Annotated in this window: 21 protein-coding genes; 16 read left to right on the forward strand and 5 right to left on the reverse strand. The window is 37.9% G+C overall.

From position 1 onward, the window contains the following. Positions 1-463 precede the first annotated feature (463 nt). The 5 genes from G3O09_RS09080 to G3O09_RS09100 are packed head-to-tail and all read left to right on the forward strand — an operon-like array spanning position 464 to position 6,046. The gene (locus G3O09_RS09080; RefSeq protein ID WP_163101338.1) at positions 464-2,146 is read left to right on the forward strand and encodes an ABC transporter substrate-binding protein; all 1,683 of its coding nucleotides are present in this window, start codon (positions 464-466) and stop codon (positions 2,144-2,146) included. 52 nt (positions 2,147-2,198) lie between these two features. Further along, complete coding sequence (locus G3O09_RS09085) at positions 2,199-3,155, forward strand: ABC transporter permease (RefSeq protein ID WP_163101168.1); 957 nt, start codon at positions 2,199-2,201, stop codon at positions 3,153-3,155. Between the two features lie 50 nt (positions 3,156-3,205). Further along, on the forward strand, positions 3,206-4,093 hold the full coding sequence (gene opp4C / locus G3O09_RS09090; protein ID WP_163101339.1) for an oligopeptide ABC transporter permease: 888 nt from the start codon (positions 3,206-3,208) through the stop codon (positions 4,091-4,093). Between the two features lie 10 nt (positions 4,094-4,103). Further along, on the forward strand, positions 4,104-5,084 hold the full coding sequence (locus G3O09_RS09095; protein WP_163101169.1) for an ABC transporter ATP-binding protein: 981 nt from the start codon (positions 4,104-4,106) through the stop codon (positions 5,082-5,084). Continuing rightward, on the forward strand, positions 5,081-6,046 hold the full coding sequence (locus tag G3O09_RS09100; RefSeq protein ID WP_163101170.1) for an ABC transporter ATP-binding protein: 966 nt from the start codon (positions 5,081-5,083) through the stop codon (positions 6,044-6,046). The genes G3O09_RS09095 and G3O09_RS09100 overlap by 4 nt, the downstream gene beginning before the upstream one ends. A 118-nt stretch (positions 6,047-6,164) precedes the next feature. Here the strand turns inward: G3O09_RS09100 and G3O09_RS09105 are convergent, their stop codons facing one another. Both G3O09_RS09105 and G3O09_RS09110 read right to left on the reverse strand, forming a co-directional pair. Further along, complete coding sequence (locus tag G3O09_RS09105) at positions 6,165-6,626, reverse strand: GNAT family N-acetyltransferase (RefSeq protein WP_163101171.1); 462 nt, start codon at positions 6,624-6,626, stop codon at positions 6,165-6,167. A gap of 66 nt (positions 6,627-6,692) precedes the next feature. Continuing rightward, a complete protein-coding gene (locus G3O09_RS09110; protein WP_163101172.1) occupies positions 6,693-7,967 on the reverse strand; it encodes a BaiN/RdsA family NAD(P)/FAD-dependent oxidoreductase in 1,275 nt (424 codons plus the stop codon). A 396-nt stretch (positions 7,968-8,363) separates the two neighbouring features. On the opposite strand from G3O09_RS09110, the gene G3O09_RS09115 reads away from it, so the two are divergent. Next, a complete protein-coding gene (locus G3O09_RS09115; RefSeq protein ID WP_163101173.1) occupies positions 8,364-9,977 on the forward strand; it encodes a putative polysaccharide biosynthesis protein in 1,614 nt (537 codons plus the stop codon). A 30-nt stretch (positions 9,978-10,007) separates the two neighbouring features. Here the strand turns inward: G3O09_RS09115 and G3O09_RS09120 are convergent, their stop codons facing one another. After that, positions 10,008-10,214 carry a hypothetical protein gene (locus G3O09_RS09120; protein WP_163101174.1) on the reverse strand — a complete coding sequence of 69 codons (207 nt, stop codon included), beginning with the start codon at positions 10,212-10,214 and terminating at the stop codon, positions 10,008-10,010. A gap of 106 nt (positions 10,215-10,320) precedes the next feature. Between G3O09_RS09120 and G3O09_RS09125 the strand changes: the two genes are divergently transcribed. Continuing rightward, the gene (locus tag G3O09_RS09125; protein ID WP_163101175.1) at positions 10,321-11,034 is read left to right on the forward strand and encodes a pseudouridine synthase; all 714 of its coding nucleotides are present in this window, start codon (positions 10,321-10,323) and stop codon (positions 11,032-11,034) included. Positions 11,035-11,128: 94 nt separating this feature from the next. Here the strand turns inward: G3O09_RS09125 and G3O09_RS09130 are convergent, their stop codons facing one another. After that, positions 11,129-11,350 (reverse strand): DeoR family transcriptional regulator, encoded by a 222-nt coding sequence (locus G3O09_RS09130; protein ID WP_108671342.1) that lies wholly within the window; start codon positions 11,348-11,350, stop codon positions 11,129-11,131. 417 nt (positions 11,351-11,767) lie between these two features. On the opposite strand from G3O09_RS09130, the gene G3O09_RS09135 reads away from it, so the two are divergent. The 9 genes from G3O09_RS09135 to G3O09_RS09175 all read left to right on the forward strand — a co-directional run bounded on the left by G3O09_RS09135 (position 11,768) and on the right by G3O09_RS09175 (position 21,860). After that, positions 11,768-13,045 (forward strand): M48 family metallopeptidase, encoded by a 1,278-nt coding sequence (locus G3O09_RS09135; RefSeq protein WP_163101176.1) that lies wholly within the window; start codon positions 11,768-11,770, stop codon positions 13,043-13,045. Positions 13,046-13,172: 127 nt separating this feature from the next. Next, entirely contained in the window at positions 13,173-14,579 is a 1,407-nt protein-coding gene (gene pepV / locus G3O09_RS09140) for a dipeptidase PepV (RefSeq protein ID WP_163101177.1), read from the forward strand. 23 nt (positions 14,580-14,602) lie between these two features. Beyond that, entirely contained in the window at positions 14,603-15,454 is an 852-nt protein-coding gene (gene dat, locus G3O09_RS09145; protein WP_240338396.1) for a D-amino-acid transaminase, read from the forward strand. Between the two features lie 584 nt (positions 15,455-16,038). Beyond that, the gene (thpR, locus tag G3O09_RS09150) at positions 16,039-16,605 is read left to right on the forward strand and encodes an RNA 2',3'-cyclic phosphodiesterase (protein ID WP_163101179.1); all 567 of its coding nucleotides are present in this window, start codon (positions 16,039-16,041) and stop codon (positions 16,603-16,605) included. Between the two features lie 17 nt (positions 16,606-16,622). Then, complete coding sequence (locus G3O09_RS09155; protein WP_163101180.1) at positions 16,623-17,627, forward strand: NERD domain-containing protein; 1,005 nt, start codon at positions 16,623-16,625, stop codon at positions 17,625-17,627. Further along, positions 17,605-18,015, forward strand: a complete 411-nt coding sequence (locus G3O09_RS09160; RefSeq protein ID WP_163101181.1) for a diacylglycerol/lipid kinase family protein — start codon at positions 17,605-17,607, stop codon at positions 18,013-18,015. The genes G3O09_RS09155 and G3O09_RS09160 overlap by 23 nt, the downstream gene beginning before the upstream one ends. Beyond that, positions 18,008-18,571 (forward strand): diacylglycerol/lipid kinase family protein, encoded by a 564-nt coding sequence (locus tag G3O09_RS09165; protein WP_163101182.1) that lies wholly within the window; start codon positions 18,008-18,010, stop codon positions 18,569-18,571. The genes G3O09_RS09160 and G3O09_RS09165 overlap by 8 nt, the downstream gene beginning before the upstream one ends. A gap of 3 nt (positions 18,572-18,574) precedes the next feature. Further along, entirely contained in the window at positions 18,575-20,728 is a 2,154-nt protein-coding gene (gene pulA / locus G3O09_RS09170; protein WP_163101183.1) for a type I pullulanase, read from the forward strand. 352 nt (positions 20,729-21,080) lie between these two features. After that, positions 21,081-21,860, forward strand: a complete 780-nt coding sequence (locus tag G3O09_RS09175; protein WP_163101184.1) for a phosphotransferase family protein — start codon at positions 21,081-21,083, stop codon at positions 21,858-21,860. On the opposite strand, the gene G3O09_RS09180 is transcribed toward G3O09_RS09175, so the two are convergent. Continuing rightward, a complete protein-coding gene (locus G3O09_RS09180; RefSeq protein ID WP_163101185.1) occupies positions 21,855-22,133 on the reverse strand; it encodes a YtzH-like family protein in 279 nt (92 codons plus the stop codon). The two genes, G3O09_RS09175 and G3O09_RS09180, sit on opposite strands and share 6 nt — an antisense overlap. Positions 22,134-22,415: the final 282 nt, after the last annotated feature.

Genomic DNA, 22,415 nt, shown 5'->3' on the forward strand with positions numbered 1-22,415 from the left:
GACTACGGGTTAACCCTTCTTGAAATAAATATCGGCCTTTTTCTATAACTCAAAATCATATTTATGAAAACTATTGAATAATTTAGACATAAAAAAACCAAAAAATAGATGTATATTGATTTACCACGAGGGATAAAAGTCAGTTTCTTTTTAGTGTCTACTTTAGGGGTTATACCAGAAAGTTAGTTGCTTTTTAGTGTCTACTTTAGGGGTTATACTGACTTTCTGGCAGTCACTTTTTTTATCTGAAAATTTTCAAAGTGAATTATTGACACCCCTATCTTATGCGAGTAAAATCTGTTCTTATAAAACCAATCGGAATGGTCGACTTTAAAACTTTGAAGATATACATAGGAGGATAACAGGCAAAGATCAAAGCTGATTGGGTAGATTCAAAACTAAAAAATATTACACAGGGGTGAAAGAGTTGAAAAAGAGTTTTATAAGTATAATTTCTGTCATCATGCTTTCTATGATTCTATCAGCTTGCGCTTTAAACAGTTCAAGTGAAAAAGAATCAAATGCACCGAAAGGTAAAACGGAAAGTGTAAATGTTACAAGTGCTCAAATTCAAAAATATGAAGCAACAGACTTGTCGGCACTACCAGAAAAAACAAAAGCAAGAAAGGATACGTTTATTGCGGGCATTTCAGAACCAGGTGGAGTATTTCTACCGTATTTCTATGAAAATGGCTGGGATGGAAACGCAACGAGTCCGATTTTTGCATCGTTAGTAAACCTAGATAAAGACGGGAAACCGGTGGGGATTCTAGCGGAAAAATGGGATGTATCGGATGATCAACTTACTTATACATTCCACTTAAGAAATGGTTTGAAATTTAGTGATGGTTCTCCTTTGACTGCTGATGATGTCGCATTTACTTTAACGCTTTTACATGATCCAGCATACGCAGGCTACCAAGATATTTCCCTTGCTGCTATTAAAGGAGGAAAAGAATATAAAGAAGGCAAAGCGCAATCCATTGAAGGTATTAAAGTAATCGATAAAGTGACAATTCAAATTACGACAGAAAAAGTTAATGCTAAATCACTAATTCTATTAGGTGACCAAGTATTATCTAAGGCTTATTATGGAAAAGGCTATCAATTTGGTAAACTGGATTATTTAAAAGACCTATATGCAAAACCACTTGGAACAGGTCCTTATAAATTTGAAAAATATGTGCCAGGCCAAGAAATTCGTTATGTTGCGAATGAAAATTACTACTCAGGTAAACCAAAAACGAAAAATTTAATTTATAAAGTAATTGATACATCCACCTCTCTACAGTTATTTGAAACAGGCGAGCTTGATTATGCTGGCTTCTCTGCAGATGACGATACGGTGGAACAATTGAAAAGTTTAGGTTTTGCAGACATCCAAGTAGGACCTGTAAATAATTATGGGTATATTTATGTAAATAATGCTCGTCCACAGTTTAAAGATAAAGAGGTAAGGCAAGCACTTATTTACGGCTTAGATCGTCAAAAAATAGTCGATGTGAAATTTAAAGGCTACGGACAGGTTGCGACCATTCCAGTTTCGCCAGTTTCATGGGCATTTAATGATGAGGGAATTAATAAATATGAATTTAATGCCGAAGAGGCTAAGAAATTGTTGGATCAAGCAGGCTGGAAAGTTGGGAAAGATGGAATTCGTGAGAAAGATGGCAAAAAATTCACTATTAGCTATTTAACAAGAGCTGCTGATGATCCAATTATCCCGATTGCAAAAGAAAACTATGCAGACATCGGAATTAAATTCGAACCTGAAATTATGGACTTTAATGCATTAGTTGCAAAATTAAATGAAAAGGATTATGACTTTGCAGCCGTTTCAACATCTCAAATTCTTGACCCAAGTGATCCTATTGAAGAGTTTGCGACGGATAATCCAAATAATATTTCAGGTTATTCCAACCCTAAAGTAGATGAGTTAATTGCAAAAGGACTAAATACATTAGACATTGAAAAACGTAAAGAAATTTATCACCAGCTTTATAAAGAAATGAGCATTGACCCTCCATTCATTCTTGTTAACTATAGCCAAAGTGCAAAAGGAATCAGTGGACAAATTAGAGGATTACAACCTGATAACTTTACTGGCATTGGAGCTAGTTTGCCGAACATTTCAATTAAGAAGTAATCAATAAAGTGCCAAGCAAGAGCTTGGCACTTTATTCAATGGAGGAGAGCGGATGAAACAGTATATTTTACAAAGATTTTTGCAAATGATTGTTATTATATTTGGAACATCATTTATCATTTTCTTCTTGTTTGCCATGCTTCCAGGTGATTACATTGATTCAAACATCAATTTATCTCCGCAAAGGGCTCAAGAATTAAAAGCCCTTTATGGATTAGATCAACCTGTGTTACAACGCTACTTTACATGGCTAGGCAATGCTCTACAAGGAGATTTCGGATACTCGTTAAAGCATCAGGAAAATGTAATCTCCCTGCTTAATAAATATATATGGAATTCTTTTATAGTCGCCTTACTCTCATTATTCCTAACTTGGTCAATCGCTTTATTGACAGGTGTATTATCAGCTATTAAACAGTATTCTTGGTTTGATGGATTGGTTACTTTATTTGTTTTTACGGCTATGTCATTTCCATCGTTTTTTATTAGTTTACTATTTATTAAATGGTTCGGTGTTGATCTACAAATTCTACCGATTGGTGGGATGATTGATACAGGAAGTCAAAGTACGGGTTATGCGTATATTTTGGAAGTAGGAAAACATATGATTCTGCCTGTTATTGTTTTAACTCTCTTAAGCATTGGGTCATTAACACGATATTTTCGCACTGGAATGCTTGAGGTGATTCGGCAAGATTATATTCGAACCGCACGTGCCAAAGGTTTAAAGGAACGAGTGGTCATTTTTAAACATGCGTTAAAGAATGCGATTCTACCAACCATTACTCTTCTTGCTTTTGAATTGCCTGGTCTTTTTTCAGGTGCTATTATTATCGAACAAATTTTTAATTGGCCTGGTGTAGGAAGAATTCAGATGGAATCTGTTAGTTTCCGAGATTATCCAGTATTAATGGCATTTACTTTGTTTCTTTCTTGCTTAACGATTATCGGAAACTTTTTAGCAGATATCACCTATGCAGCGGTTGATCCAAGGATCAGATTGAAATAAAGGAGGGAAGCAGATTGGAAATAATCAAACCCACAGTACCTAATCAGAAAATGAATACTATTATAAAATCTCCTTCGATGTGGAAGCAGACCTATCGCCGTTTAAAAAAGAACAAATTGGCAATGGTTAGCTTGTTCTTTTTGATTTTTATGTTTTTATTAAGTTTTATTGGTCCTTATTTTTCACCCTATATTCTCGACCGTACTGATGTATCAATAATGAATCAGCCACCGAGTTCGGATCATTGGCTTGGAACGGATAATTATGGGCGAGATGTACTGACTAGGCTAATGATGGCAGGGCAAATTTCGTTAACAATTGGTCTTGTATCTATGGTTTTATCGATCCTGATTGGCTCTCTATTAGGAGCTATTTCTGGGTTCTATCGTGGCATTATCGATATGGTCATAATGCGCCTGGCTGATATTCTTATGTCAATACCTGGGCTGCCACTACTCCTTATTATGGGGGCCATTTTATCGGAGTGGAAAGTCCCTGCTGAATACCGTCTTTATATCATTATGATAATGCTTAGTTTTGTTGGTTGGCCAGGACTTGCGAGACTTGTCCGCGGACAAATCCTATCCTTGAAAGAACAACCTTTTATGCAGGCAACTGAGGTACTTGGTTTAAGTGATCGACGTAAAATCTTACATCATCTCATTCCGAACACGGTGCCACTTTTGCTAGTGGTTGCGACATTAAATGTGGCTGGTGCTATTTTGAGTGAGTCAGCTTTGAGTTTTCTTGGGCTTGGTGTTGTACCACCAACACCATCATGGGGGAATATGATGGATGCAGCAAATAGCTTTATGGATTTCAGAAAACGACCATGGCTTTGGATTCCTCCTGGAACAGCGATTTTTCTAACGGTAGTATCGATTAATTTACTCGGAGACGGATTGAGAGATGCTCTTGATCCGAAAATGAGAAGGTAGGGATGACGACATGAGTGACGTGATATTAGAAGTAAATCATTTACAAACGAACTTTTACACGGAAAGTGGCGTCGTAAAAGCAGTTAATGACGTAAGTTTTACTATACGTGAAGGGGAAACCGTTTGTATCGTTGGAGAGTCAGGCTGTGGTAAAAGTATTACAGCTTTATCGGTTATGCAGCTCATTCCGGAGAATGGTAAGGTTGAAGGTGGAGAGGTAAACTTTGCCGGAAGAAATCTCTTGAAGCTAAATAAAAAAGATATGCGACGACTGCGGGGGAATGAAATTGGCATGATTTTTCAAGAGCCAATGACTTCGTTAAATCCTGTTTTTACCATTGGGGAACAAATGATTGAGCCGCTTCAGGAGCATTTATTGTTAAGCAAAAAAGATGCTTATAAAAAATCAATGGAACTTATCACCATGTTGGGAATTCCAAATGCTGAAAAGATTATCAACATGTATCCACATGAATTAAGCGGAGGCATGCTACAGCGGATAATGATTGCCATTGCCATAAGCTGTAACCCTAAGATTATCATTGCTGATGAGCCGACGACTGCTTTGGATGTGACCATTCAAGCTCAAATCTTAGATCTTTTACGTGATATTAAAAAGGAAATAAATACATCGATACTGATGATTACCCACGACCTTGGCGTTGTAGCGGAAATGGCCGATTATGTCGTGGTCATGTATGCAGGTAAAGTGGTGGAAGAGGGAACAGTTCTTGAGATTTTTTCCAATCCGAAGCATCCTTACACGAAAGGATTGTTAAAAGCAAAGCCTGTGATTGGAGAACGAAAGGATCGTCTCTATACCATAGCAGGACAAGTCCCGAATCTGGTCAATCTTAAAGAGGGGTGTTATTTTGCTGACCGATGCGAATATGCAACTGATATTTGTCGTACAAAGCAACCGGTATTTACCAAATCATCTAATAGTCATAAGGTAGCATGCTGGTTATATGAAGAAGGTGAAAACGAATGAGTGAAGTATTATTAGAGGTTAACAATCTGAAAAAATATTATTCTTCCTCAAAGGGAATGTTTAAGAAAGTTGGAGATTCAGTTAAAGCGGTTGACGGTGTGAGCTTTAAGATTGAAAAAGGGGAAATTTTTGGACTCGTTGGTGAATCCGGAAGTGGTAAATCCACGATTGGAAAGACTATTTTACGCCTGAATGATAAAACAGAAGGTGAAGTAAAGTTTAAGGGGAAAGATGTTTTTTCTTTGACAAAAAAAGAGCTACGGAACCTTCGCGTCCAAACACAGCTTGTTTTTCAGGACCCATTTAGTTCGTTAAACCCACGTATCCGAGTGGGAGAAGCGATTGGTGAAGCTATGATCGAACACGGACTCGTTTCCAAAACCGAAGCCCGTCAGAAGGTGTTAGAAGTGATGGAAAAGTGTGGATTATCTCCTTATCATATTGACCGATATCCACATGAATTTTCCGGGGGGCAGCGTCAGCGAATCGTGATAGCCCGTGCAATGGCTTTGAATCCAGAATTTATCGTGATGGATGAACCTGTTGCATCGCTAGACGTATCTATTCAAGCTCAAATTATTAACCTTTTTAGTGACCTGCAGCGAGAGAGTGGGTTATCTTATCTCTTTATTTCACATGATTTAAGCGTTGTTGAGCACTTATGCACGAAAATTGCCATTATGTATTTAGGCAATATCGTAGAATTAGCTTCAAAGGAAGAGCTATTCACTAATCCGTTGCATCCTTATACGAAAGCACTTTTATCTGCCGTACCAATTCCAGATCCAACAGCAAAACGTGAACGAATCATCTTAAAAGGTGATATCCCAAGTCCGGTAAACCCACCTTCGGGCTGTAAATTCCGTACAAGATGTCCGATGGCTACAGAACTTTGTGCCCAAAAAGCACCTGAGTATCGCGATGTTGGCAACGATCATTTTGTTGCTTGCCATCTAGTGTGATTAGTCGAAAAGGTTTAAATTCGATGCCTTGAATGACTTAGGGACAAATCAGGACGGAAAAACTGGTCGTTTCTCCGTCCTGATTTCATTTTAGAGACTTAGTGGACAGCCCCTTTTATTATAAGATCTTAAAATGTGTGGTATTTTCATAGGGACTATCAGGTTGAAAGCCAATGCTCTCGTAAAACCTACTAGCATTCTCTGTATCTGTGTGCAAAACCATAACTTTGAAATGATGGGAGGAGTATATTGTTAGATATTGAACAAGTTCCTTACCTATACCTAATCGACGAGCTGATGAAAGAATATAAAACCTTCTTAAGCGACAAACTTCTTCACTTTCAAAGTTTACTCCACCTATACCTATGATTCTTCCATCGGAATCAAAAACACCGCAGAGAATTTCTCCTTTTTGACTGAAACAATTCCTTCCTTCTTTGTAATCATTCAATAATCGGTCTAAAAATCGAAAGCCTTGCTCCTTACTCTCGGATAATAATTCTCCCAAGTCCACATTTGACAGGTTATCAATCTTTTTGATAATCCATTTTTTCGAAGAATTTTTTATACTTGAAGCCAAATCCCAACACCTCTTTCAGCTTTAATGTCTTTATAAAAAAAAAAGCCACTTAAAATGGCTTAAATTCTAATACTTACTTTGTAAGCTATGCTTCGCTGCATTGACCCCTGCAAGTCGTCCAGTAACTAATGCTGAAGTAATATTGTATCCACCAGTATAGCCATGAATGTCTAATACTTCTCCGCAGAAAAATAGGCCATCCATGATTTTTGAACTCATTTCCTTTGGATGAATTTCTTTTACCGAAACCCCTCCACCAGTTACAAATGCTTTTTCAATTGGTTGTGACCCGCTTACCGTAAAAGTGAATTCCTTGCAAAGAGATACAAAGTTTCTTAGTTTTTCATTAGAAATGGATGCCCCTTGCTCGCTTCCATCAAGGCCTGCTTTTTCCATCAAGAACTGGAGATATCTCTCGGGTACTAACCCTTTAAGGCTGTTTTTGATAGCGCGTTTTGGTTCTTCTTTTACCGTTTTAATGATGTGTTGGAACAGCTCCTCATTTTTCTGATCAGGAATCGCATCTAGCTTCATCGTCACTTCTTGAAGTTTCCATTTTTTCATCGCTTGGACAACAAAGCCACTGCAACGTAATACAGCCGGTCCACTAATGCCGAAGTGGGTGAATATCATGTCCATTCGATGGGTTACCAACGGTTTTCCCTTAGGGTTCAGTACAGAAAGTGAAATATCACGTAAACTTAGACCTTGAAGGGTTTTCGATTGAATAAAACGTTCATTTGATAGAAGAGGTACTTCCGTTGGGAACAAATCTGTTATTGTATGACCCGCTTTTTTTGCCCATGCATATCCATCTCCAGTAGATCCAGTATGTGGTACTGATTTTCCACCGACCGCTATAATGACACTTTTTGCAGTGAAAACTTGTCCATCTTTTAAGTGAACAGTGTGAATGCCTTCAGGTTCAAAATCGATTGTTTGTACAGGAGAATTCGTAAACGTTTTAACATTCAATTCTTTTAGACGAGTTAGCAAAGCCTGGACTACGCTGCCGGCATCGTCACTGATAGGAAACATCCTACCATGATCCTCTTCCTTTAATCCCACTCCTAGTTTTTCAAAGAATGCGATAATATCTTCATTACTAAACTCAGAGAAAGCACTGAAAAGAAAGCGGCCGTTTCCAGGGATGTGCTTGATGATTTCATCTATCGGCAGACGATTAGTAACATTACAGCGCCCACCACCAGAAATAGCAAGCTTCCTTCCCAATTTTTCTCCCTTATCGATCAGAAGTACTTTCGCACCTTGCTCACCAGCGCCGATAGAGGCCATCAATCCAGAAGGGCCTCCTCCAATAACGATTACATCAAATTGCATGTTTAATCCTCGCTTCGTTCAATATAGTTTCTTTATTATAAAGGAAGGGAGCGTGAATTTGAAGTTTGCTCCAATGTTTGTTTATTAACGATGGAGGCATTATTGTTAGAAAAATACTTTTTGAAAATTATGGGTGGACCGTAATGATGCCCATTTAGTGCTCAAACAACAGCAAAAGGGAATCATACATGTGAAATGATGCTATTTGAGTTTAGGACCATAACAAAATACATACATTGTTGTTTTTATTAATTAATTTTATTTCTTCCAACGAGCTTGTCTGACATCAATTGTGGTAATATTATAAAGGCTTTTATAAGTATGGTTTATTGTGAACACTTATTTTACGGACGAAGCACATGTGCTACGTATTTTTATAAGTAGGAAGGGATATGAATGTCATCTAAGCTATTGCGAGGTACCTTCATATTGACGGCCGGCATGATGCTGTCAAAGGTACTTGGTTTGTTATATGTAATTCCTTTCGATGCGTTGGTCGGGGAAAAAGGTTTTGGTTTGTATTCTTATGGATATTTGCCCTATACATTATTTATTAGTATTGCAACAGGCGGGTTGCCGTTAGCTGTGTCGAAGTTCGTCTCTAAATATAATGCACTTGGGGAGTATGCAGTAGGGCAAAAGCTGTTTAAGACGAGTATGAAGATAATGCTTTTGACGGGGTTGTTGTCATTTTTACTTTTATTTGTGCTTGCACAACCTTTAGGGGAATATTATGCGGCAAATGACCATGATTATACAGCTAATGAAATAGCCCAAGTCATAAGGGCGGTTAGCTTCGCATTAATTCTCGTACCGATCATGAGTATCATCAGGGGATTCTTCCAAGGGAATCAATCCATGGCACCAACTGCAATTTCACAGGTAGTTGAGCAACTTGTCAGGATTGTGTTTTTGTTGGCAGGTGCATTTATTGTCATAAAGGTCATGGATGGCGGTATAGTCAATGCTATCAGTGTCGCTACATTTGCAGCTTTTATTGGAGCTATAGGTGGTTTGGCAGTACTGCTAGTTTATTGGAAACAAAGAAAACCTTATCTCGATGATTTACTGCTACAAGATCGTGGTGAAGTAGATATTTCCATTGGTGCGATGTACAAAGAAATTCTTCAATCTTCCATTCCGTTTGTATTCGTGGGGATTGCTATGACATTGTTTCAACTAATAGATTCCTTTACGCTAGGAAAAGCTATGGCTTCGATTGGTAAAGGGAAAGAGACAGTAGAAGCGTTAGGTATTCTTAATATTTCAGCTAATAAATTAGTTGTGATTCCTATGACATTCGCTTCGGCTTTTGCTATGAGTATATTACCAACAGTCACAAAGGCTTTTGTCGAGGAGAAAATGACAACCTTTAGCAGTCAATTGAATCAAGCTTTGCAAGTATTGTTGTTTTTAACCTTGCCGGCCGTTGTTGGGATGTCCATTTTAGCTGAACCAGTGTATTCGGCCTTCTATGGTTATAATGAACTGGGTGTTGAAGTGTTGAAGGTGTATGCACCTGCAGCCATATTATTTTCTCTGTTTTCTGTGTCGGCGGCAGTACTCCAAGGGATCAATCAGCAGAAATTCAGTGTATTGAGCCTTCTTGTAGGGATCTTGATTAAATTAAGTTTGAATATCCCTTTAATCAAGCTTTTCCAAGTAGAAGGTTCTGTCTATGCTACAACTCTTGGATATTTAGCTGCAACAATAATTAACCTATATATGATTCGATACTTTACTGGCTTCAAATATCAATTAGTCGTTAGAAGGACTTTACTAATGGCCATCTTTACAATCGCGATGACAATTAGTGTGAAAATCGTATTTAGTCTTGTTTCTCTAGGGCTTGATCCAACACAAAGGCTTCAGGCTATAATTGTGATTCTTCTCTGTGCATTGGCAGGAGCGGCTGTGTATTTCTTTTTGGCTCTTAAGTCAAAACTTGCAAATAGACTATTTGGAGATCGAATTGATAAATTGCAAAAAAAGTTAAAATTAAGAGGCTGACCAAAAGGCCAGCTTCTTAATTCAATAGGACTAATCTATTTCAAATGGTCCAAAGCCAAGTTGTCTTTCAACACGTTGGAGTCTATTATTTAATCGTTCTTGGCGTCTATTTATTCTTTCGTATTGGCGCTCTAAACGTTCGACTCTTCTCTCTAGCTCAGAATAGTTATACCCAGGCCCTTGTGGAAATCCCGGTATAGGGATAATTACACCTGGTAGTTGTTGTCGGTGATACATTGGAAGACCCCCCATAGGTAAATGACTATATAGCATTGTATGCTTTGGGGCTATGAATGTTTGGGCATCTACCCATAAGGACGAGAAAAGAAAGGAGGAATACATAATGAGAATTGATAAATTGTTGGCCAATATTGGCTATGGAAGTCGAAAAGAAGTAAAACAACTGCTAAAGTCTGGTGCTGTCATCGTGAATGGTACTCCCCTTAAAGATGCAAAAGAGCATGTGGATCCAGATCATGATCAAATCTCAGTAAATGGTGAGCTCGTAGAGTATAAAGAGTTCGTCTATTTAATGATGAACAAGCCACCAGGTGTCTTATCTGCTACTGAAGATGCAAGGCAGGAAACGGTTCTGGATATCCTTGAGCCTGAAGATGCAGTATTCAATCCATTTCCTGTAGGTAGGTTGGATAAAGATACAGAAGGACTACTCCTTTTAACGAATGACGGGCAACTAGCGCATCGGCTGTTATCACCCAAAAAACATGTGCGCAAAACGTATTTCGCAGTCATCGACGGGGAAGTGACAGAAGAAGATGTGAAGGCATTTGCCCAAGGGGTTACATTAGATGATGGTTACCATACAAAACCTGGTGACCTTAATATTCTAAAATCAGGCATTCGATCAGACATTGAATTAACCATCACCGAAGGTAAATTTCATCAGGTTAAACGGATGTTTGAAAGTGTAGGCAAAAGGGTCGTGTATCTTAAGAGAATCTCAATGGGGAACTTGAAATTAGACGAAGAACTAGAGCTTGGGGAATATCGAGAGTTAACAGATGAGGAATTACAGAGTTTACAAGAGCATAAATAATGGACGAAACCCAATCTAGTACCACTGATTGGGTTTCGTTTTTTACAAAACAAAAACCCCTAAGCAGTGTGCTTAAGGGGTTACAACAATCAACTTATGATGACATTTTCACTTTTTTCTGTGTAGCCGTCCAAATACCACGGCTTGGGCTTTTAACGAGATTATTGTATGCTAGTACATTTAAGTCGCGTTGAATGGTGCGTGGAGTGATGCCAAATTCTTCGACAAGCTCTTGTGTCGTAACCGTACCGTTTCTCCTGATAAACATGTAAACGGATTTAATACGGGTTAGCATACGATTTGTTGAAGGTTTCAAAAAACCACTCCCTAACTTTTAGTAGCACCAGGAAGTATGTAATGTATTCATGCAGTGGAACTTTTACTCCTGATGTGAACCGAAGTAATACGAGCTCGATGGCAAATGATACAAGACGACAATGTAGAAGGTTAACCTTCCTACTTTGTAGTTACTTTACACTCAACAACTCCTTTATAAACTTGGTGAAATTTACTAGCTGTACCTCACATTAATATTGTACCCCTTTAATTAATTAAATTCTACTTTTTTGCAGCAATTTACAAAAAATTAAGAAATTCCTTTAATAACAGTATATGTAAGTTGTGGTTGTTTTTATGTACATGTACATAATTTGGAAAATATTAAGTGTTTGTTACAGTGTATTACTTATTTATAATAAAGAAGGTTTTATAAATCAATAAAAGGTGGAATCACATGCGGAACGATCGTCTTAAAAATACATTAGTGCATGAGAAGGAAAATATCTATTTTGCTTTAGCCGCATTATTTAGTATTGTCACTTATATATTCTTGGCTGTATCGATTATTGGAATTGTTATCATTGCTGTCTTATTCCTATTTAGTTATTTTGTACATGCCTTAAACTTAGCCTATATTCGCAGAAACGGGGTTAGGGTTTCTGAAAATCAATTCAGTCATATTTACGAGAGGGCAAATGTCCTGTCACAAGAGATGGGACTTGATAAAACTCCATTCATTTATGTAATGGAATCTTCCGGAATTTTAAATGCATTTGCAACCCGTTTCTTTGGTAAAAACATGGTTGTATTGTACTCTGATCTTTTTGATTTGATTGAAGATGAAGGTGAGGAAGAAGTACTTTTTGTCCTTGCCCATGAATTAGCTCATTTAAAGCGTAAACACGTACTGACACATATGCTTCTACTGCCAGCCATGTGGGTGCCATTCTTAAGTGAGGCTTATTTGAGGGCGTGTGAGTATACATGTGATCGCTATGCTGCTTTTTACACTAACAATCTTGAATCCTCTCTAAATGCTCTTGCTATTTTTGCTATAGGCGAGCGTTTATTTAAAAAAGTAGATAAAGAAGCATATATCAGGCAACTTCAGGAAGAGAGAGGCTTCTTTGCATGGCTTAGCGAAAAGCTTTCCACCCACCCACATCTACCAAAACGGATGAATGCATTAAATGTATGGGCAGGAGTAGGAGAACAGCCTTTATTTAAAGAAAAGAAATCTCATATGTTTATGGCCTTTGTTGTCTATGTGTCCTTTACACTAGGATTATCGGGTATAATCTACTTTGGAATCGATAAGATTGAAGGGGTTCTAGATGGATACTTTGGTGGCGAATATGAAGTGGAAGGAACCACACCACTGATGGAAGCTGCAGGCGAGAACGATGTTGATCTTGTAGCAAAGCTACTAAAAGAAGATGCTAGTCAAATTGATGCTACTGACAGTGATGGATCTACAGCGTTGCATTGGGCAGTTTATTCAGAAAGCTATGAAGCTACTAAATTATTATTAGAGAGTGGTGCAGATCCAAACATAGCAGATATTTGGGAAACGACTCCGCTAATTTCCGCCACCTACAATGAAAACGTCGAGATGGTGAAACTCTTACTGAATCATGGTGCCGATAAAACAATGAAAGATGAAGGCGACATGACAGCATACGATGTAGCAGAAGATGTAATGAATAAAGAATTAATGAAATTACTTAAATAAATGATTGGATCCAAGGTCTTGAATTGACCTTGGATTTTTTATTTTTTTCACACATACCAACAAATGCAGTTTTGGTCAGAATAATGTATGATGGAAAAATAATAGCCTTTTAAGGAGATGCAAAAGAGTGGATCATACATATTGGAAAAAACTCGTCGAAGAAAACAAGGATGAATTAATAGGAAAAACCCAAGAGCTTTTACGAATTAAAAGTGTACTTGATGAAGAAAATGCAACCGAAACAGCGCCACTAGGTGAAGGAATCAAGGAAGCCTTGGATTATATGCTTAACTTAGGTGAGAGCGACGGCTTTTCTGTTAAAAACGTTGACTCTTTGGCCGGTCATATTGAAATGGGTGAAGGCGAAGAAATCGTAGGCATCCTTTGCCATTTGGATGTGGTTCCTGAGGGTGATGGCTGGTCGTCTGATCCATTTGGAGCTGATATCCGTGAAGGTAAAATTTTTGCCAGAGGGGCCATTGATGATAAAGGACCAACTATGGCAGCGTACTATGCGATGAAGCTAGTAAATGCATCTGGCATTCCTCTGTCTAAACGAGTCCGGATGATTTTAGGGACGGATGAGGAATCTAATTGGCGTTGTGTAGAACGTTACTTTGAAGTAGAAGAAATGCCTGCCTTAGGGTTTGCTCCCGATGCTGATTTTCCCATTATTTATGCAGAAAAAGGAATCTGGGATTTCTATGTTCAACAGAAAGTAACCGAAACAATGGAAGATGGAGAGGTAAACGTTGTTCATTTTGAATCTGGTCGACGATTTAACATGGTCCCAGATTTCGCTAAGACGATTGTCTCAGGCGATTTAAATACGATAGAAACCAAATTCCAGGAATATATTAAAGAACATGGTGTTGAAGGCAAGGTTTATCAAGAAGATAATCAAGTCGTAATCGAAGTTAAAGGGATTTCAGCACATGGTATGGAGCCGAAAAAAGGAAAGAATGCGGGGATATACCTTGGATCGTTTTTATCCAAGCTTTCCTTAGATCAACAAGCCATGAAATTTTTTACTTTCATTCATGAATACTTGCTTGAAGAATCTCGTGGTAAAAAACTGGGGATTACATTCACAGATGACATTACTGGAGACTTGACTGTAAATGCAGGCACATTTCAATATTCAAGAGAACATGGCGGGAAGATTGGGCTGAATGTTCGTTATCCAGTAACATACCAATGGAACGAAAACGAAATGAACTTAAAGAATAAGCTACAAGATTTAGAGATGGAAATGGCCACTGTTTCTCATTCTAAGCCTCATCATGTAGAAAAAGATAGTTTCTTAATTAAGACATTATCAAAAGTTTACGAAGAACAAACAGGGGATAAAACAGAGCTTCTTTCCATTGGGGGTGGCACATATGCTAGATCCCTACAAGCAGGGGTTGCTTTTGGTCCACTGTTCCCTGGAAGAGAGGACATTGCACACCAAAAGGATGAATATATCTATATTGATGACTTATTGAAGGCTACAGCAATATATGCACAAGCGATTTTTGAATTAGCGAAGTAACTTTTAAGGGGGAGTAGGATATGGTGAAGGTTTTATTCCAGGATCAATTGATTGAAAGAGAGCATGCAAAAGTAGACATAGAAGATCGGGGATATCAATTCGGAGATGGAGTGTACGAAGTCATCCGAATATACAATGGTAAGATGTTTACTTCAGATGGTCATTTAGACAGATTGTATGAAAGTGCAAAAAAAATCAGCATTACTATTCCTTATCAGAAAGAGAAAATAAAGGATCTCTTACATCAATTAATCGCTGAAAATGAATTGAAGCATGGAATTGTTTATATGCAAATAACAAGAGGAACTTCACCAAGGAACCATGTATTCCCTGATGCTTCTATTGAGCCAGTTTTGACTGCATCCACTAAGGAATACCCTCGACCTACTGAGTTGATGGAACAAGGAATTAAGGTCATTACTTTAGAAGATATTCGTTGGTTACGATGTGACATTAAGAGCTTAAATCTGTTAGGTAATGTTTTGGCCAAACAAAAAGCTGTCGATGTAGGATGTTTCGAAGCGATCCAGCATCGAAATGGAACGGTGACGGAGGGTAGTTCATCCAATGTGAGTATCGTTAAAGATGGTTTGGTGTTCACACATCCAGCAAATCATTTAATTTTAAATGGTATATCAAGGCAAGTTATGCTTACTACATGTGAGAAATCTAGTATTCCACTTAAAGAGGAGTCATTTTCCTTAGAACAGTTGATGAATGCAGATGAAGTATTCATTAGCGGAACAACAGTAGAAATCACTCCCGTAGTAGAAATTGACGGAATCCGTATTGGCGAAGGCAAAATGGGTCCTATTACATCCCGTTTACAAACTCTTTTCCGTGCAGAGATTGAATCTGAGTGTGGAAATCTTTAATCTTTTCAGGAATACAATTTTCTATGAAAGCTCATTTTAGCTAAATTGTTCACATTCCTATTTATTTTAATGAAGTGTACTTCCTTAGAGGATGGTCTGACAACATTGGTTAGACCATTCTCTTTTTTACATTCCGTGGAACCTTCTGTTCTCTACATTTGAAGTGGTCTAATTAATTTATAAGTAAGCTTTTTCCGGCAATTTGGTTTTTGGTACAATATAGATATAATTCCAGTCATTGTTTCAAATAATAATAACATTCTTAACTAAAGGCTGTTTTTGAAAACTTTGTTACTTTTAAGTGTAAATAACCTTTACCAATCAGAGTTGATTGTAGCGGAGGGCACTTTCCTCCTCGAAAATGCATACGCATTTCCTTCGTGCGGTGTTAATTCGAGGAAGCTTATTCAATGTCCTGCGGGAAATAGAGGGAAGTGGGAGACCCCACAGGCGGTTACGCCGAGGAGGCTCCCACCCTCCCCGCGGAAAGCAAGTGCCCGTAGCGGAAATCAACGGACAAATAGTATAAATGCAACAATCTATGAGAAATGAGCCTAGCTAAACAACCGGGAAGGAATGGGATCATGAAACAGCCGCATTTTTTTATAGCGCTATCGTTGCCTGAATCTATGAAAGAGCTTTTATTTGCTCAATGTGAAAAAGTTAAGGATACAATTCCATTTCAAAGATGGGTTCATAAAGAGGATTATCATATTACAATGGCTTTCCTTGGTTCAGTACCCGAAGGTAAGGCAAAAGAGTGTATGAAAATATTAGAAGATCGGGTAGCACAATGTTCCAGCTTTTCATTGGTTTTGTCAGGTCTTGGGATGTTTGGCGATAAATCCTCTCCCCGCATATTATGGTATAAGACAGACTACGAAGAAAAACTAATGAAGCTTCAGAGTATTGTAAAACAGGTATGTCTCGATACAGGTTTCATTTTAGATGAAAAACCATTTAAACCGCATATTACCTTGGCTCGTAAATTTTCAGGGGTGACTCCCTTATCTGAAGATTTATGGAGAGAGGCTGATCATTTAGTGAACAAAACATCTTATTTTACAACTAACCAAATTACACTTTTTCGCACTCACTTGGATCGGACACCCAAATATGAATCGGTTTATACAATAAAGCTACAACACTAGAGAATGGTCGTGGTTACATGGGTCAGTTGATTAAGATGCAAGATTACATTTCGCGATATGAGCAAAATATTTTCCATTATCCGACGCAATATGTTCGTTTAAAAAAACAGCAATGGTCAAAATTACATCAAGCCTATTTGGATGGGACTATTCAAGAAACGTTTCGACTTCAAAACGAAGTGACTAAAAATGAATGGTTAATTGAGGATGAGAAGGTTGGGGTATTTGGAAAACTAAAAAAGATGTTCAGTAGAACAGAGGACGAAGAGAAAATAGAAGAGATTGATATTGAAAAAAAGGATGGGGACGAAAACGATCTTGTTGATAGTGAGTGGAATATGGTCATCCCCTCAAGTCCTAAAAACCTCGAAGAACTCAAGGTGAGCTTTTTGAACCAACTGCTTCGCTTTCAAATGAAGTGGGCGTCCTCCACCATACGTGAACGTTCCTATGTGGACGGCAGATATATTTGGGATGAAAAATTGAAATTTTTCCTTCAACGTTTTCCTGACAATTTTCTGTTACTCTATCATCCCGTTTTTTTAATTAAAAATGCACCAGTAGAAGCTGAAGTCATTTTAATGAGCCCAACAGATGCATGGTGTATCAGTTTTTTAGAAGAAGAGGACGATGCAGTGTTCCATGGACTATCCAACGATAAATTTTGGACTAAAAAACATCACTTATATCAAGATAAGAAGTTGTTAAGTCCGCTTCTCTCATTAAATAGAATGGAGAAAATCGTTTCTAAAATCTTCTCATTATATGACGTTAGCTTTCCAGTAAAAAAAGTCGTACTCAGTAGAAATGGTTATATTGACTTTCCAGATGCACCATATGATCTTCAGATACTAGATAAAAGAGGGTTCCCAGAATGGTTTGAGAAAATGCGAAACCATAGTTCACCACTCAAACATCAGCAATTAAAAGGAGCCGAGGCGCTTTTAGAATATTGTCAGACGACTTCGGTATTACGATTAGAATGGGAAGAGGAAAGAAATGATGCTAACGGCATTGAATAAGGACCAGCTTGAGAGGCCTTTATTTTTTATCATAAATCCTTATGCGAAAAGTCAAGAAAGTATGAAAATATGGCGAAAAGTTGAGAAGGAATTAGAGGATGCAAAACGCCCATATCAAGCATATTTCACAAAATATGCAGGACATGCTGAGGAATTGACTAGACAGATATTAAAAGAGACGAATGTAGAAAGTGTGATATGTGCAGTCGGAGGAGATGGAACATTGCATGAGGTATTAAATGGTGCTATTTCCTTTCCGCAAGCCATCATAGCGAATATTCCTGCTGGTTCCGGTAATGATTATGCTAGGGGACTTCAAAAAACGAAAAATGCATCCCATGCTTTGGCAACCATATTGAAAAATGAAGATTATCGATTGATTGATTGATTATGGCATTTATCGAAAAGGAAATTCTCAACATGCATTTATCAATAGTCTTGGAATGGGTCTCGATGCAGAAATCGTCCAAGAAGTGAATGATTCAAAATGGAAGGCCCTTTTCAATTCATTAAAAATTGGCAAGTTAATTTATCTATCTACATTTATTCGAAAAATCCTTTTCTTTAAACCATTTGATATACGAATCGTTATAGATGGAAAGGAGTATGATTTTCGCCATGTATGGTTCGTGATTGTCGCAAATCAACCATACTTTGGTGGAGGAATAAAAATATCACCTTTATCAGAACCAGACGATCATTCACTTAATATACTAGTGGTGCATGATTTGTCTAGATTACAACTGTTTCTTTTATTCGGAACAGTATTATGGGGCGGACATCTAAAGTTGAACAGTGTTAAATCATTCAAGGCAAGGCACTTATATTTTCATACTGATCAAGAGGTTCATATTCAAGCTGACGGAGAGATTGTTGGAAAGCAGAACATGCAGGTGGATGTTTCTCCAAAACGTATAAAAATTGTTTCTAGGATGGAGGATTAAAATGTGATTGGCATTCGCAGAGCCTTTAACGCTTATTTGGATGAATTGGATTTTATAACCATCCTTTTACCCTATTCTCACTTTGCTGGCCATGCGGATTCCTTTTCTTTATGGATACATGGGCAGAAAATCACTGATTTGCCTATAAAAAATGTAATTCCATTAAAGGACTTTAAAAAATTCGAATGTGAACTACCCATTCATCCAGAGTTCGGCGTGTCGTATGAAGTATATGACTCAAATGGTGGAATGACAGATTTACAGATTGGAGCGGTAATCCGAACAACCAAATTTGATGAATTATTTTATTATAGTGGAGAAGACCTTGGAGTGACCTTTTCAGAAGGTAAGTCCTCTTTCAAGATATGGTCTCCAACGGCTACTAAGGTAAAATTAAAACTCATTGATCCCAATGGTTTAGAACTTCCTAATGTCGAGTGTACGAGAGGGGAAAAAGGGATATGGTCAGTTAAACAGGAAGGAAATCTAGATGGTTATTTGTACTCCTATCTTATTTGCGTCAACTTAGTATGGAAGGAAGCGGTTGATCCATATGCTGTTGCTGTCAGCACAAATGGTGAAATGGGAGTGATCGTGGATTTACAAAAGACCTATGTAGACTTTCCGGTATTGCCTCCTTTACCTTCGACATTAGACAGTATCATTTATGAAGCTCATATACGTGATGTAAGCATCCATTTGGATAGCGGGATAAATGATAAGGGGAAGTACTTAGGACTAACTGAAGTAGGGACACGCACATCTTTAGGTAATCCAACAGGACTTGATTATATACGGAACCTTGGGATTACACATTTAGAACTGTTGCCTTTCAATGATTTTGGTGGGGTGGATGAAAAGAATCCTACTACTCAATATAACTGGGGCTATAATCCAATTCACTTTAATGCCCCTGAAGGAAGTTATTCAACCAATCCTTCTAATCCGTATTCTAGAATCAGAGAATTAAAGCAAATGATTGCCGCGATACAGCATAAAGGTATTCGAGTCATCATGGATGTAGTGTACAATCATGTGTATGTACGGGAAACATCAAATTTAGAACATATCGTTCCAGGATATTATTTTAGACATGATACGCACGGTATGCCTTCCAATGGTACTGGAGTAGGGAATGATATTGCCTCAGAACGGCTGATGGTTAGAAAATTCATCACTGATTCCATTAAATTCTGGATGAAAGAATATAATGTGAACGGTTTCAGATTTGACCTTATGGGAATCCTGGATGTTGAAACGATGAATGAAGTGCGTCAACTGGTAGACACCATTGACCATGAAGCACTCATCCTTGGTGAGGGGTGGGATTTAAATACTCCAATACCATCTGAAAAAAAAGCCTCCCTTAAAAATGCCAAGATGATGCCTCGTATCGCACAATTCAATGATTGGTTTCGTGACAGTATCAAAGGTAGCACCTTTAATCTACATGATCGTGGGTTTATTCATGGCAATACTCATAAAATAGAAAGTGTGAAGAGAAGCATATTGGGAAGTGTAGATTTTAATGGAAAATCTGGTTTATTCCAATTTCCTTCACAATCCATCAATTATGTGGAATCACATGATAATCATACGCTTTGGGATCGAATTCACCTTAATAACCCTACAGAACTGGATGAAGTTAAGAGAAAACGCCATTCTTTGGCCACCTCTTTAGTTCTTCTATCTCAAGGCATCCCTTTCCTACACGCTGGCCAGGAATTCTTCCGGACAAAAAAAGGTGTGGAAAACAGCTATAAATCACCAGATACCATCAATCAATTGGATTGGTTGAGAAATGCTGATTATCAAGACCATGTTGATTATATAAAAGGTTTAATTTCTATTCGAAAAGCTCATGGAGCATTTCGATTTCCTTCAGCCCCGCTCATTCAAAAACATGTTTCAATTCAACAGGGACCAGGCACAACTATTTTATATTTATTAAATGAAGTTAAAGAATACGGACCTTGGCGAAATATTCTCGTATGTTACAATCCACAAATAGAATCAATTGAAATCCAATTACCTATCAAAGGTAAATGGAAAGTAATTTGTGAAAAAGGAAAGAGTGGAGTGAAGACCCTTTGCGAAAAGGATTCTAGTTCCACGAAAATAGACCCATTAAGTGTTTCTATTTTTGTCCAGGATTGAACTAATAAAGGACAGATGAATAGGTGAGTCATCATCTTGATTTCATTGGACTTGACGGGAAAATACTTTATACTCTAAAATTTATAAAGATGGCTATTGCATATAGACGCAATTAGCTGTCTTTTTTACACTTTAGTATAGTATAAATTGGCAGCAAGAAGTAAGTCGACGTAGTGGCCAATATTAGGAATAAAGTATAAGTGCAACTAGGCAATAGCAAGCAGCTAAGCTTGGCTCTAGCCAAGTTTTCAATAATGGTTAAAAAAGGATAAAATGATTTTAATAGATTCCTATTAACATAAATTTTAAATCAGCTATAGAAGGGTTAGCGAAGAAATTGAAGGTGACCAATTTGGAGCATTTATTAGGTCAAGAATGGGAGATTGTTCCTGCAGGAGGAGCAACAGGTGAAGCGTTCATTGCTAGCCATGCGGAACAAAAGCTTTTCTTAAAGCGTAACTCTTCTCCTTTTCTTGCTGTTCTATCAGCAGAAGGTATTGTCCCAAAGTTGGTTTGGACAAAAAGATTGGAAAATGGTGATGTGATTTCCGCCCAGCAATGGTTAGAGGGTAGGGAGCTGGCACAACGAGAAATGAATGACCAAGGAGTGGCACAGCTGCTTCGAAAAATTCATTGTTCAAAACCATTGCTGTCAATGTTAGAAAGGCTTGGAATGAGCCCGCTTAAACCTTTTGATATCATTCTACAAATCGATAATCAAATGGATCAGGAATTAGAAAACCAAGAAATAATGGGTGTAGCACGCGTTTTTTTAGATGAAAATATTGATTTAATATTTTGTCATGAAAATGTGGTGTGCCATTCTGATGTCAATCACAATAATTGGCTTCTTTCTGATGAGGATGAACTGTACCTAATTGATTGGGATGGCGCCATGATCGCCGACCCTGCCATTGACTTAGGCATGTTGCTTTATTCTTACGTTCCTAAAGAAGAGTGGGCATCATGGCTAGCCATTTATGGTGAACAATTGAACGAAGGTTTATTGCTAAGAATGAAGTGGTATGTGATTGCACAGACAATCCTCTCGATCCAGTGGTATCATTCAAAACAGCGACAAGTTGAAAGAAATAGCGGGATTGAATATTTACAAACTGTTTTAGATTTATGAAAAGCTACCCATATTCTCAACCCATTGAAGTAATTGCTGGTTGTGGGATGAGATATGGCCATCTAGATTTTCTGTCGTTGATCCAGCTTGACTATATTTAGATATTTCCTGAAGAATATTCTTTGCTTCTTCGTTATAATGTTCATTTGTCAGTAGGGATTGGACAAGTCGTTCCATCTGCTCACACTCTGATGTGGATCCACAATTATCGGCCTGGTGGTTCGTAAGTATATCCTTCAGTAAGGATAGTTGATGCTCATGTGAAATGGGCATGAATGCACAACCTTTCAAACAAGATAAAAGTATGGGAGTTTAGCCTAAAGATGAACCTTCCTTTAGGCTTTTTCTTTTTTAGCTCTGTTAAAGCTTATTGTTGATTTTTCCACAAAGTTGATTGGAGTGGAAGGCAATCGACTCCTGCGGGAGCACCGGCCGCCCCGCGGAAAGCGAGTGCCTGGAACGGAAATCAACAACACTGTTTAACAGAGCATCTTTTTTAAATAGCTATGTTAAGGTTCATTGATGAAACTTTGTTGATTGGAACTGAAGGTGAAC

The sequence above is a fragment of the Peribacillus alkalitolerans genome (assembly GCF_010882125.1).
GTDB classification, from domain to species: Bacteria; Bacillota; Bacilli; order Bacillales; family DSM-1321; genus Bacillus_BN; species Bacillus_BN alkalitolerans.